This window comes from Pseudonocardia sp. CA-107938 (assembly GCF_050936315.1).
Taxonomy (GTDB): domain Bacteria; phylum Actinomycetota; class Actinomycetes; order Mycobacteriales; family Pseudonocardiaceae; genus Pseudonocardia.
This window is the reverse complement of record NZ_JBNJNA010000001.1, coordinates 886,999-899,799: the sequence shown is the minus strand read 5'-3', so window position 1 is coordinate 899,799 and position 12,801 is coordinate 886,999. Positions and strand designations below refer to the sequence as shown.

The 12,801-nt window shown below is 74.8% G+C and carries 11 protein-coding genes; 8 read left to right on the top strand and 3 right to left on the bottom strand.

What is annotated here, in order from left to right; translation table 11 throughout:
* Positions 1-81: 81 nt before the first annotated feature.
* Entirely contained in the window at positions 82-1,296 is a 1,215-nt protein-coding gene (locus tag ACQEVB_RS04400; RefSeq protein WP_432965330.1) for an MFS transporter, read from the top strand.
* Positions 1,297-1,300: 4 nt separating this feature from the next.
* Here the strand turns inward: ACQEVB_RS04400 and ACQEVB_RS04395 are convergent, their stop codons facing one another.
* A complete protein-coding gene (locus ACQEVB_RS04395; protein WP_432965327.1) occupies positions 1,301-2,875 on the bottom strand; it encodes a thiamine pyrophosphate-dependent enzyme in 1,575 nt (524 codons plus the stop codon).
* Here ACQEVB_RS04395 and ACQEVB_RS04390 point away from each other — a divergent pair.
* From ACQEVB_RS04390 to ACQEVB_RS04380, 3 genes are read left to right on the top strand one after another with little or no spacing between them, the layout of a single operon-like run.
* Complete coding sequence (locus ACQEVB_RS04390; protein ID WP_432965324.1) at positions 2,874-3,647, top strand: AAA family ATPase; 774 nt, start codon at positions 2,874-2,876, stop codon at positions 3,645-3,647. The genes ACQEVB_RS04395 and ACQEVB_RS04390 overlap by 2 nt on opposite strands.
* Before the next feature lie 27 nt (positions 3,648-3,674).
* Complete coding sequence (locus ACQEVB_RS04385) at positions 3,675-5,186, top strand: bis-aminopropyl spermidine synthase family protein (protein WP_432965321.1); 1,512 nt, start codon at positions 3,675-3,677, stop codon at positions 5,184-5,186.
* Positions 5,187-5,238: 52 nt separating this feature from the next.
* Positions 5,239-5,808, top strand: a complete 570-nt coding sequence (locus tag ACQEVB_RS04380) for a hypothetical protein (RefSeq protein ID WP_432965318.1) — start codon at positions 5,239-5,241, stop codon at positions 5,806-5,808.
* Positions 5,809-5,812: 4 nt separating this feature from the next.
* Here the strand turns inward: ACQEVB_RS04380 and ACQEVB_RS04375 are convergent, their stop codons facing one another.
* Entirely contained in the window at positions 5,813-6,424 is a 612-nt protein-coding gene (locus tag ACQEVB_RS04375) for a helix-turn-helix domain-containing protein (RefSeq protein WP_432965315.1), read from the bottom strand.
* Positions 6,425-6,531: 107 nt separating this feature from the next.
* On the opposite strand from ACQEVB_RS04375, the gene ACQEVB_RS04370 reads away from it, so the two are divergent.
* The gene (locus ACQEVB_RS04370) at positions 6,532-7,365 is read left to right on the top strand and encodes an EamA family transporter (RefSeq protein ID WP_432965312.1); all 834 of its coding nucleotides are present in this window, start codon (positions 6,532-6,534) and stop codon (positions 7,363-7,365) included.
* A gap of 3 nt (positions 7,366-7,368) precedes the next feature.
* Here the strand turns inward: ACQEVB_RS04370 and ACQEVB_RS04365 are convergent, their stop codons facing one another.
* Positions 7,369-8,910 (bottom strand): dolichyl-phosphate-mannose--protein mannosyltransferase, encoded by a 1,542-nt coding sequence (locus tag ACQEVB_RS04365; RefSeq protein WP_432980140.1) that lies wholly within the window; start codon positions 8,908-8,910, stop codon positions 7,369-7,371.
* Positions 8,911-9,008: 98 nt separating this feature from the next.
* On the opposite strand from ACQEVB_RS04365, the gene rsmI reads away from it, so the two are divergent.
* From rsmI to ACQEVB_RS04350, 3 genes are all read left to right on the top strand, one after another.
* The gene (rsmI, locus tag ACQEVB_RS04360; protein ID WP_432965310.1) at positions 9,009-9,857 is read left to right on the top strand and encodes a 16S rRNA (cytidine(1402)-2'-O)-methyltransferase; all 849 of its coding nucleotides are present in this window, start codon (positions 9,009-9,011) and stop codon (positions 9,855-9,857) included.
* A 152-nt stretch (positions 9,858-10,009) separates the two neighbouring features.
* Positions 10,010-11,503, top strand: a complete 1,494-nt coding sequence (locus ACQEVB_RS04355; RefSeq protein WP_432965307.1) for a trypsin-like peptidase domain-containing protein — start codon at positions 10,010-10,012, stop codon at positions 11,501-11,503.
* Positions 11,500-12,801: a trypsin-like peptidase domain-containing protein gene (locus ACQEVB_RS04350; protein ID WP_432965304.1), complete on the top strand. Its 1,302-nt coding sequence runs from the start codon at positions 11,500-11,502 to the stop codon at positions 12,799-12,801. The genes ACQEVB_RS04355 and ACQEVB_RS04350 overlap by 4 nt, the downstream gene beginning before the upstream one ends.

The window sequence follows — 12,801 nt, the reverse complement described above, 5'->3', positions numbered from 1 at the left end:
GCGATCGACCGTAACCCGATGCCCGGCGTGCCGGGGCCTGGCGCCAGCGACCCACCGCAGTGCCACGTAAGGTGTTTAGCTATGGCAAGCGGCAGCACGACGTTGCGTTCGCTGGTGCCGTCGATGTTCCTGCCGGCGATGGTGTTCGAGATCGGCAACGGGGCCGTGCTGCCCGTCGTCGCGATCACGGCGCTGGACCTCGGCGCCTCGGCGGGGACGGCGGGGTTGCTCGTCGCCCTGCTCGGGATCGGCCAGCTGGCGGGCAATCTCCCGGCCGCCGCCCTGGCCGCCCGGCTGGGTGACCGGCGGGCGATGTGCGTCGCGGGCGGGGTGTCGGCGGTCGTGATGCTCGGCGCGATGCTGAGCCCGTCGCTGATCGGGTTCGGTGCCTGCCTGCTCGTCCTCGGCGGGTGCAACGCGACGTTCTACCTCGCTCGGCAGTCGTACCTGACCGACGTGGCGCCGCTGGACCTGCGTGCGCGGGCGCTGTCGATGCTCGGCGGCTCGCACCGCGTCGGCCTGTTCATCGGGCCGTTCGTTGGCGCCGCCGTCATCGGGCTGACGTCGCTGCGGGCCGCGTACGGCGTCGCGATCGCGACGGCGCTGCTCACCGTGCTGGTGCTGCTGGTGGTCCGCGACGTCGAGCCGGTCGGCTGGACCGCGACGCCGGCCCCGGCGGCCGCGCGCACGGGCATGTTGGCGACGGTGCGGGCGCACCGGCGGCTGCTGCTCACGCTCGGCGTCGCCGTGCTCGCGATCGGCGCCACCCGCGCCGCCCGCCAGGTGGTGCTGCCGCTCTGGGCGGTGCACCTCGGGCTCGGGCCGCAGGAGACGAGCCTGGTGTTCGGCATCGCAGGCGCCGTCGACATGGCGCTGTTCTACCCGTCGGGCAAGGTGATGGACCGGTACGGCCGGCTCGCCGTCGCCGTGCCGTCCATGCTGGTGCTCGGCGGCGCCATGATCGCGCTGCCGCTGACCGGCGGGATCGTCGGCCTCACCGCCGTCGCGATGGTGATGAGCTTCGGCAACGGCATCGGCTCGGGCATCGTGATGACGCTCGGCGCGGACGTCGCGCCGCCGGACAACCGGCTGCGCTTCCTCTCGGCGTGGCGGGTGATGAGCGACAGCGGCAACGCGCTGGGCCCGGTCGCCGTGTCGGCCGTCGCGGGCGCGTTCGGGCTGGCCGCCGGCATCGCCACCGTCGGTGGTGTGGGGCTGCTCGCGGCCGCCGCGCTGGCGGTGTGGGCGCCGCGCTACTCGCCGTTCGCGACGCTCGCCATGATGCGCGCCCGCTGACCGCCTACTTCGCCGGCACCAGCACGTCGAGCAGCAGCGGTTCGTTCCGCTCGGCGAGCGTCGGGACCACCTCGTCGAGGGCGTCGACGAGCTGGTCGGGCGTGTCGACGTGCCACGCCTCGCAGCTGAACGCGCGGGCCATGTCGGTGATGTCGACGTCGCCGAAGTCCGGCCACGGGCCCTTGCCACCGGCCTGGCGGGCCAGCTGGTCCATGACGGCGTAGCGGCCGTTGGACAGCACGACGTACAGCACGCCGCAGCCGTACTTGACGGCGCTCCACAGGCCCTGGATCGCGTACATCGAGGAGCCGTCGCCGAGCACGGCCACGACGGGCCGGCGCGGGTTGCCCATCTTCAGCCCCGCCGCGGCCGGCAGGCCGAAGCCCAGGCCGCCCATGGCCGCGCTGACGAACCCGTACGGCGAACGGGCGGGGAGCAGCCGGTGCAGCGCGGGCCGGGTGGACGGCGTCTCCTCGACGAGCACCACGTTCGGCGGCAGCCGCTCCGCGAGCGCGGCGAAGACGTGCTCGGCGCGCAGCGAGCCGCCCGGCAGCGGCTCGTCCTGCGGGCGCCGGCGCCCGGACCATGCACGCTTCGTCACCCGGGAGCTGATGGCGGCGCACGCGGCCGCAGGCGGGGCCAGCACGGCGACCTCGGCGTGGCTGTGGAGCAGCTCGTCCGGGTCGTCGGAGACGACGACGACGGTGAGATCGGGCGGCAGCGCCGGGCCCGGTTCGAACGTGTACTGGCGGACCGCGCACGTGCCCACCACCAGGGCGACGTCGTGGCCGGCGAGGGCCTCGCGCACCTGCGAGCGGGTGGTCGGGAGGTGCCCGACGAACGCGGGATGGTCCTGCGGGAACCCGGGCCGGGCACCGAACGGCTCCTGCCACACCGGCGCGTCCAGCTGTCGCGCCAGCGTGACCAGCGCGTCCCACGACGCCTGGTCGGCGGCTCCGGCACCGACGATCAGCACCGGGTTGCCGGCCTCTTCGAGCATCCGCACGACGTCGTCGACCGCCGGCTCGGCGTCGGGCCTGGCCCGGTGGACGACGGGCGGGGACGGCGCCGCGAGCTCGGGATCGAGCTCGACCAGCCAGTCGTCGGCGGGCACGACCACCAGCGCCGGCCCGTGCCGCAGGGTCGCCTCGTGCCAGGCGCGGCGGATCGCGCCGGGCACGTCGTGCGGCTGCACGGGCTGGTGGGTCCACACCGGGTACGTGCCGGCCAGCCCGTCCAGGCGGCCGGCGAGGAACGGGTCCTGCGCGAGGTGGCGCCGGTCCTGCTGGCCGACGAGCACCACCAGCGGCGCCCGGTTGACCCGCGCGGTCGCCAGCGCGCCCACCGCGTTGCCCAGCCCGGCGGTGGTGTGCAGGTTGACCAGTGCGGGCCGGTCGGTGGCCAGCGCGTGCCCGGTGGCCATGCCGACCACGGACGCCTCGTGCAGCGCGAGGACGAACTCCAGGTCGTCGGGCAGGTCGAGGAGGAACGGGATCTCCGTCGAGCCCGGGTTGGCGAAGATGCGGTTCAGGCCGCACTCCCGCAGGACGGCGAACGTGGCGTCGCGGACCGTCGTCATGGCCCGATCATTCCGCACCGGCCGCCTGCGCCGGGGTGAATCCGAACGGGTGAAGGCATGCGTCCTGCTGGGCGGCTACCGTTTCTCGCACACCCTCGTGGAGAGCAGGTGGGCCATGCACGTCGTGACGATCTCGGCCACCTACGGGTCCGGCGGGTCGGTCGTCGGCCCCGCGGTGGCGAAGCAGCTGGGCGTGACGTTCCTCGACCGTGCCATCCCGCGCTCGGTCGCCGCCGACCTGGGCATCTCGATGGAAGAGGTGCTGGTCAGCGACGACCAGGTGCAGGGTCGGCTGTCGCGGTGGCTGACCGCGGCCGCGCCGCTGTCGATGGAGTGGATGGCCGGCTGCGAGCTGCCGCGCGCGGCGTGGCTGTCGCCGCAGCAGGTGCTGGAGAGCACCGAGACCGCCATCCGGCGCTGCATCGGCGACAAGGGCGGGGTCGTGCTGGGTCGGGCCGCGGCGATCGTGCTGCGCGACCGTCCCGGCGCGCTGCACGTGCGGCTGGACGGCGATCCCGAGCGGCGCGTCCGGCAGGCGATGCAGGTACTGGGCATCGACGAGGACGAGGCGCGCGCCGCGCAGCCGCGCAACGACGCCGCCCGCGCCGCGTACGTGCGGCACTTCTACCGCACCGACCCGGCCCTTCCCGAGCATTACGACATGGTGCTCGACAGCACCCGGCTGCCGCTGCCGACCTGCATCGATCTGATCGTCGCAGCGGCCAGGGCCCGGGAGAGGGCCGATGCGGCAGGAGCCCGCGCGCACGGTTGAGCGACGGCCGTCTGCGATCATCTGCGGATGCTCGACGAGCTCGTGGCGCGGTTCGGGCCGTGGTCGGCGCGCGCCGCGAAGGTGGTCGTGCTGGTGGCCGAGCGCCCCCGCGGGCTGGCCGAGCTGGTCGGCGAGACCGGGCTGTCGCGGCGCAGCGTGGAGGCGGTGCTGGCGCTCGCCGGCGCGCGCCCCGACGGCGCGACCTTCCGGCTCGCCACCGTGCCCGACGGCCTGGCCGAGCACGTGCGGCCGCGCGGCACCCCCGAGCGGTCCGACCTGCTCGGCACCCTCACCGCGTGGATCGACGGCGCGCCGGCCGCGCGGCGCGACCTCGACCACGTCGCCGCCACCCCGGAGACGGCGCTGCGCCGCGCCCGCTGGCTCGACGAGCAGTACGACCTGGCCACGACACCGCTCCTGTTCGTCGGCGACCACGACCTCACCGCGCTCGCCGTCACGCTCGTGAACCCGGCCGCGCGAGCCGCCGTCGTCGACGTCGACGAGGAGCTGCTCGCCCACATCGACCGCACGGCGGTCGCGCACGGCCTCGCCGTCGACTGCCGCTACGCCGACCTGCGCTTCGGTCTCCCACCCGACCTCGTCGGGTTCGCCGACGTCGCGTTCACCGACCCGCCGTACACGCCGGAGGGCGTGCGCCTGTTCGCCGCGGCGGCCCTGCGCGGGCTGCGGCACCGCGAGTACGGCCAGGTCGTGATCTCCTACGGCACCGGCGACGGGCAGCCCGCGCTCGGCCTCAAGGTCCAGCAGGCGCTGGCCGGCCTCGGGCTCTACACCGAGGCCATGCTGCCGGCGTTCAACCGCTACCGCGGCGCGCAGGCCGTCGGCTCCCGCAGCGACCTCTACGTCTGCCGCGCCACCGCCCGCACCTGGCGGCACCTCGACCGCGCCGACCCGCGCACCGCGATCTACACCCACGGCGCGCAGTCGCTCGAGTCGACGCCGCGGCGCGTCCCCGAGCTCGCCAACCTCCTCGACGGCGAGATCGCCGGCGTCGTCGGCGAGGACTGGCCGGCCGGGCCGCCCACCACCCGGCTCGGCACGTTCCTCGGCAGCGGACTGCCACCCGCCATCCGGCGGCGCCCCGGCACCGTCGTCGTCGACCTCGCCGGCGACCCCGGGCCGTGGCTGCTGCGCAGCCTGCTCGCGGCGACGGTGCCGCGGCTCGTCGCCGTCGTGCCCGATGGCCACCCTGACCTCGCCGCGCCCGTCCCGTTCGTGGGGCTCAAGTACGCGCTCGACGTGCGCCGGCACCATCCCGCCCGCGGGTTGGCGACCGTGACGGCGGAACCGGTGCCCGTCGGGGAGCTCGACACCGCGCGGCGCGTGCAGCGCCACGTGCTCGACCGCGCGACCGCGACCCTCGCCTCGGCCTGGCGCGACGCGCTGGTGCGGCACGCCGGCCACTCCCGCGACGCGGCGCGGGCCGCCGTCACCGTCCCGCCCGGGTTGCGGCTGCTCGACCTGCCGCGACACCGCATCGCCGCGCTGCTGGAGGAGATCGCCACGTCGGTGGCCTGAGCGGCGGCGACCCCGCCCGGCCGACCGACCCGCGGTGCGCCAGGATGCGCTCGTGCCTCTTCCCCGGCGGGCCGCCGCCACCATCGTGCTCGCGGCCCTGGCAGTGGTGGTCGCCCTGCTCGCCGGGTTCTCCCTGCTGGACCCGTTCCACCTGCGACACGCCCGCTGGTTCAGCCTCGCGCTGATCGCGGTGGCGATCGTGCTGGTCACGGCGACGTTCGCGGTGCCGGTGCGCGGGTTCCTGCGCGGGTTCGTGGTGGCGTTGGGCGTGGTTGCGGTGGCCGGGTGGGGTGCCGTCGTGTGGGTCGCGGTCGGCTTCGCCACCGAGAACGCCGAGTTGAGCACCGTCGTGGACGGCGGGCGCCGGCTCGTCGTGCTGGAGGGCGGCCCGCACGCGGCGGACCGCGTGATCTCGGTGGTCGTCCGCTCCGGTGGCGGCCCGTTCGAGCAGCAGTCGGTCGTCTACCAGGGTCGGGCGGGTGGGCCGGGTGTCACCGACGCGCACTTCGAGCGCGACGCCGTGCTGGTGCAGGCCGGCCCGTGCCGGTACCGGTCGGTGGTCGACGACCTCACGTTGGAGGTGCGGCCGGTGCACGCGCCGCTCGCCGCGACCTCCTGCTGACGGTCTACTGCTCGGCCGGCGCGATGTCGGCCGGCGGCACGATCCCGGCGTCGCCGGGCTGCAGCACGACCATCGTGAAGCGGACGGGCGCGTCGCCGACGCACGCGTAGCGGTGCGCCGCGTGGGCCTGGAACATCACGGTGTCGTCGACGGCGAGGCGGGTGCTGGTCTCGCCGACCGTGATCTCCAGCTGGCCGGAGACGACGCAGAGGATCTCCTCGGTGCCCAGCGGGTGGGCGAGCCCGTCGAAGGCGTCGCCGGGGAGGAGGGTCCAGTCCCACAGCTCGACGAGGTCGGGCGGGTCGGTGCCGATGCGCAGGATCGCCTCGCTGCCGGCGTCGCTCGTCCACAGGTGCGGGGCTTCGGTGCTGCGGCGCACGACGACGCGCGGGTCGCCGCCGGCGTCGACGATCGAGGCGACGCCGACCTGCAGCGCCTCGGAGAGCGCGACGAGGGTGGCGATGCTGGGGTTGGCCTTGCCGGACTCGATCTGGATGACGGTGCCGCGGCTGACCCCGGCGGCCCCGGCGAGCGCGTCGATGGTGAGGCGGCGCTGCTGGCGCAGGGCGCGCACGTTGCGGCCGACCGCTGCGGCGACGGCGTCTGGGGTCGGCATGGCGGACATTCTGCCGTACCGGACGGCTATTCTGTTGTACCGACGCCACCCGCGAGCTATGGTTCATTGAGATGTACTACGGGTCTATCTTGATGAACTGAGGATCGATGTCCGTCCCGCTCGCGCTGCCCTCCGCCCTCGCCTACGGCATCGCCGACTTCACCGGTGGCCTGGCCGCGCGCCGCACCCCCGTCATCGTCGTGACCGTGATCGCCCAGCTCGCCGGGTTCGTCACGCTGATCCCGGCGCTGTTCCTCGTCCCGGCTCCGCCGACGGTCGCGGCGCTGCTCTGCGGCCTGCTCGTCTCCGCGGCGGGCACCGCCGGGGTCATGCTCTACCTGCGCGGGCTCGCCGTCGGCCCGATGGGCCTCGTCGCGCCGCTGTCGGCCGTTGTCGGGGCCGGGCTGCCGCTCGCCGTCGGCGTGGTGAACGGGGAGCGGCCCGGTCAGCTCGCGTGGCTCGCGGTGGGGCTGGCGCTCGTCGCGATCGTGCTGGCCACGATGGGCACCGACCGCGTCACCGGAGCCCGCACGGGGATCCTGCTCGGGCTCGGCGCCGGCGTCGGGTTCGGGTTGTTCTTCGTGGCGCTCGACGCCTCGCCGGCGGGTTCGGGCCTGTGGCCGCTGGTGTCCGGGCGGCTCGCCACGGCGGTCGTGCTGGGTACGGTCGTCCTGTCGCGGCCCGGGCTGCGCGGCGTGCCCGCCCGCGGGGTGCTGTGGCTGGGTGTGGCCAGCGGGATGCTCGACACCGTCGCCAACGCGCTGTTCCTGCTGGCCACCCGCGCCGGCGACCTCGGGCTCACGTCGGTCGTCGTGTCGCTCTACCCGGTGGTCGTGGTGGTGCTCGCCCGGTTCGTGCTGCACGAGCGGCTCAGCGGCCTGCAGCTCACCGGCACCGGGCTGGCGCTCGGCGCGAGCGTGCTGCTCGCGGCCGCCGGCTGACGGTCACTGCCGCCAGGACGGCAGCCAGAGCTGCATCTCCCACATCTCCTGCGTGATCGGCGCGCCCACGAGGATCGGCCACAGCCACAGGAAGTTCGCCACCACCGCACCGACCCAGAGGCCGACGACGACGAGCCCGGTCTGGCGGCGCTCCCGGGTCATCCCGCGCCGACCGAGCACCTCGGCCATGGCGAGCACGGTGGCCAGCGCCAGGAACGGCGCGACCGGGGTCATGTAGAAGAAGTACATCTGCCGGTCGACGTTGACGAACCACGGCAGGATCCCGGCGCCGTAGCCGACGAGGACGGCCGACCAGCGCCAGTCCATGCGGGTGATCGCCCGCCACAGCCCGAACAGCAGCACCGCCGGCGCCGGCCACCACAGGGCGGGCGTGCCGATCAGCATCACGGAGCTGATGCAGTCGTCGGTGCCGCAGCCGACGATCTGCGGACCCGACTCGAAGTGGTAGAGCATCGGCCGCAGCCCCATCGGCCACGTCCACGGCTTCGACTCCCACGGGTGCGCGCCCTGGGCCTGCGTGGTGAGGCTCTCGTGGAACTGCAGGACGCGCTCGGCGTAGGTGAACATCCCCTGCAGCGCCTCGGGCACCAGCGGCCAGGGTCGCAACCCGTCGTTCTCGACGGCGTAGCGGTCGTAGCCGGTCTCGCTGCCGAACCAGGGGGCCCACGTCGCGAGGTAGGCCACCGCGGCCACCACGCCGAACGCCCACACCGCCGGCAGCACGTCGCGACGCAGGGTCCCCGCCCACGGCCGCAGCACCCCGGCCGAGCGGCGCGCGGTGGCGTCCCACACCAGCATCAGCACCGCGAACGCCAGCAGCCAGTACACGCCGGACCACTTCACCGCGCAGCCCAGCCCGAGCAGCACGCCGGTGGCCAGCCGCCACCAGCGCACGCCCAGCCGGGGGCCGTAGTCGTCGTCGCCGGCGCGGCCCTCCGCCACGACCCGGGCCATCCGGGCCCGCACGTCGTCCCGGTCGACGAGCAGCGTCGCGAACGCGGCCACCACGAACACCGCCGAGAACGCGTCGAGCATGCCCATCCGCGACTGCACCTGCGACAGCCCGTCGCAGATCAGCAGCACGCCGGCGAGCGCGCCGAACAACGTCGACCTGGTGAGCCGGCGCGCCGCCCGGATCACCAGGAACACCGTCAGCACGCCGGCGGCCGCGGCGCTGAAGCGCCAGCCGAACCCGTCGTAGCCGAACAGCGCCTCGCCGATCGCGATCAGCTGCTTGCCCAGCGGCGGGTGCACCACCAGCCAGTAGCCCGGGTTGTCCTCGAAGCCGCCGTTGCGCAGCATCTGCCAGGCCTGCGGCACGTAGTGCTTCTCGTCGAAGACGGGCGTGCCGCCGTCCTCGGTGATCCGGCCCAGGCCGGTGAACCGCACCAGCGCCGCGAGGGCCGTGAGCGCGGCCGTGACGACCCAGCCGCGCAGCCGGTCCGTGGCCGGCGGCCGGCCGATCAGCGCGAACGTGTCCTCCGCGCGGTGCTGCAGCGCCGGCGCGCCACCGACGGCGGGCAGGCCCTCCTCCGGCGTCTCCTCGGCCGGCCGCGACGGCTGGGCCGCGCGGGCACTGCCGGCGCTGCGGAGGACCACGACCCCGATCGTAGGGTGGCGCCATGAACCCCGAGGCGGCAACCGGTCGGCTCGTCCTCGCCGCGACCCCGCTCGGCAACCCCGGCGACGCGTCGCCGCGGCTGCGCGACGCGCTCGCCACCGCCGACGTGATCGCCGCCGAGGACACCCGACGGCTGCGCAACCTCGCATCGTCGCTGCAGGTCAGCGTGGTCGGACGGATCATCAGCCACTACGACGCCGTGGAGGCCGCGCGGCTGCCTGGGCTGCTGGACGAGGTGCGGGCCGGGCGCACCGTCGTCGTGGTCACCGACGCCGGCATGCCCGTCGTCTCGGACCCGGGCTACCGGATCGTCGCCGCCGCGGCGGCCGCCGACCTGCCCGTCACGTGCCTGCCCGGCCCGTCCGCGGTGACGACGGCACTGGTGGTGTCGGGCCTGCCGTGCGACCGCTTCTGCTTCGACGGGTTCGCGCCGCGCCGGGCCGGCGAGCGCCGCCGCTGGCTGGAGACGCTGCGCACCGAGCGGCGGGCGGTGGTGTTCTTCGAGTCGCCGCACCGTCTCGCCGAGACCCTCGCCGCCGCCGTCGACGTGCTGGGCGCGGAACGGTCCGGGGCCGTGTGCCGCGAGCTCACCAAGACCCACGAGGAGATCCGCCGCGGCCCGCTCGCCGAGCTCGCCGACTGGTCGGCCGCCGAGCAGGTCCGCGGCGAGATCACGGTCGTGCTCGCCGGTGCCGCCCCGGACGCGCCGACGCCGGAGGAGCTCGTCGGCGAGGTGGCGGACCGCGTGGCCGGCGGCGAGCGGCTCAAGGACGCGGTCGCGGCCGTCGCCGAGGCAGCCGGGGTGTCCAAGCGCGAGCTCTACAACGCCGCCCTGACCAGCACGAACTGACCCCGTCCCGCAATGGCCACGTGGTGACAGTTTCCTGCGTGCCCGCCGCTCGACGCTGGCCGTCCCGACGATCCCGCGAACAGGGCTTCTGAGGGGACCCTTCCGCTGATGCGCCGGGACAGCCCCGGCCGGGAGCGGGGGAGGAGTGCGCCATGGGGCGTTCGCGATGGGCCGGAGCCGTGAGCCTCGCGCTCCTGGCCGGCCCGGTGCTCGGGGGCGGGATCGCCCATGCGGAGCCGGTCGCGGGCGGGCCGCCGCCGGTGACCGCCGTCGAGCGGACGGCCACGCTCGTCCGGCCCGCGATCGTGCGGGTCTCGATGAAGGTGCCGCTGCGCATCGAGGACCCCACCGGAACGCTGCTGACCAGCCCCGTCGTCGACCCCGAGTACGGCGGCACGTGCACCGGGTTCGGGATCAACCCGGACGGGCTCGTCGCCACCGCGGGACACTGCGTCGACACCACCACGCCCGACGGGCTGCTGGGCTCGGCCATCGAGACGGTGGCCCGGCAGGTGGTCGCCGCGGATCCGTCGAAGTCGCTGGCCGACGTCTACAAGTTCGCCGTGCAGAACTGGAAGCTGAGCGGCCCGGTGCCGGGGAGCCCGCTCGAGCTGACGGCGAAGGTCACCGTCGGTTCGCTGGACGGCGGGCGGGCGCCGGTGACCAGCCCGGCCACCATCGTCGGGTACCGCCCAGCGGCGGAGGGCGACGCCGCCCTGCTCAAGATCGACGTCAAGGACCTGCCGACCCTCCCGCTCGCCGCTGACGCCGACGTCCGCATCGGGAGCGACGTGCTGGCCGTCGGCTTCCCGGGCAGCGCCGACACCACCACCGACACGTCATTGGAGCCGTCCAACAAGGACGGCCGGATCAGCTCGAAGAAGACCGTGAAGGGCGTGCCATTCTACGAGATGAGCGCGGCGCTCGCGCACGGCATGAGCGGCGGTCCGGTCGTCGACATGCAGGGCCGGGTCGTCGGCATCAACAGCTGGAACCCGGTGGGGGAGACCTCGGCGATCAACTTCATGGCGACGTCGGACACCCTCGCGAGCCTGGTCGCGGCGAAGGGCGAGAAGGCCGCGTCGGGACGGGTCGACGACATGTTCCGGCGGGGCGTCGACGACTACTACGCCGGGCGCTTCACCGCCGCGATCGCCGACTTCGACCAGCTCCTGGCCGTCTCCCCCGGGCAGGCGCAGGCCGAGCAGCTGCGGACCGCCGCGCTGGCCGCGCGGGCGAAGTACGGCGACCCACTGCCGGCCGCGCCGGCACCGGCCCGCATCCTCGGGCTGGAGCCGCTGCTGTTCTGGGTGCTCGCCGGTGCCGCCGGGCTGGTGCTGCTGATCGTGCTCGCACTGGTGATCGCAGCGGTGCGTCGGCGGCGTCGGCGGCGTGCCGTCGAGCAGCCGTGGCGGGGAGCGCCGGACCTGCCGCCGGTCGCCCGCGTCGGAGTGCCCTACCCGCCACGGTACCCGCAGCCGCTCGACCCGCGCTGGGCCCCGGGCCCGACGATGCGTGCGCCGGCTCCCATGGCCACGGCGACGCTCCCGTCCCCGTTCACGTGCCGGCACTGCCCGGCCCCCGTCCCGCCAGGCGCGGCGTTCTGCCCGGCGTGCGGGCGTCCGCAGCACCGGGGTGCGCCGTGAGCCGGCGGGTGCTGGGCGGCGCGGCGGCACTCGCCGTCCTGGCCACCACCTTCCTCGGTGCCGGCGCCGCGCAGGCAGCCGTCGAGCGCCCGCCGATCAGCGCGGTCGAGCGGGCGGCCACCCTCACCCGGCCGGCGGTGGTGCGGCTCGCGATGGCGTACTCCGCGGTCGTCGTCGACGGGAAGGGCAAGGCGTTCAACGGCGGGAAGCCGTTCGAGGGCGGCGGCAGCTGCACCGGCTTCGGCATCAACCCGGCCGGCTACGTCGCCACCGCCGGGCACTGCGTCGACCTGCGCGACCTGGGCGGGATCGGCGGCATGCTGCTCGACCAGGTCGTGCGGCAGGCCATGGCCGCCGACCCGAAGCTCACCACGGACGCCGTGCTCGCCGAGGCGCGCACGTGGACCGTGCGCGGCGCCACGCCGGGCAGCGAACCCACTGTGCAGGTCGCGGTGTTCATCGGCTCCGACGGCTCGGCGCCGCGCCGCTACCCGGCGCAGGTACTGGGCTCGCGCCCGATCTCCGAGGGCGACGTGGCGTTGCTGAAGATCGACGTCACGGACCTGCCGACGCTGCCGCTCGCTGCCGACGCCGACGTCGCCATCGGGGAGGACGTGCTGTCCGTCGGCTTCCCCGGGAGCGCGGACCAGCTCGTCGACGCGTCGCTGGAGCCGTCGAACAAGGACGGCCGGATCAGCTCGAAGAAGACCAAGGACGGCCTGCCGTTCTACGAGACGAGCTCGGCGATGGCGCACGGGATGAGCGGCGGACCCACCGTCGACATGCAGGGCCGCGTCGTCGGGATCAACAGCTGGGGACCGGCCGGCGAGACGGCGGCGATCAACTTCCTGGCGCCGGCCAGCACGCTCGCCGGGTTCCTGACCGAGCGCAGGGTCGCGGCGGAGTCGGGGCGCGTCGACACGATGTTCGCGACGGCGTTCGACGACTACGCCGCTGGTCGGTACACCGCCGCTGTCGCCGAGCTCGACCGGTTGCTGGCCGTGGCGCCCACCCACCCGCAGGCCAAGCAGCTTCGGCTCGCCGCGTTCGAGGCCCGTGAACGCTACGGCGAGATCGCCGAGCCACCACCTGGGCCGGAGCTGCCGTTCGGGCTCACACCCGTCATGTTCTGGGTGCTCGTCGTGTGCGCCGCGCTGGTGGTGCTCCTGCTCCTCGGTGCGCTGATCGCCCGCATGAGCGGACGCGGCGACGCTCCGCCGGGCTGCCCGCGCTGCGCTGCCGCGCGACTGCCCGGCGCGGCCTACTGCACGGTCTGCGGCATCCCGCAGCTCGTATGA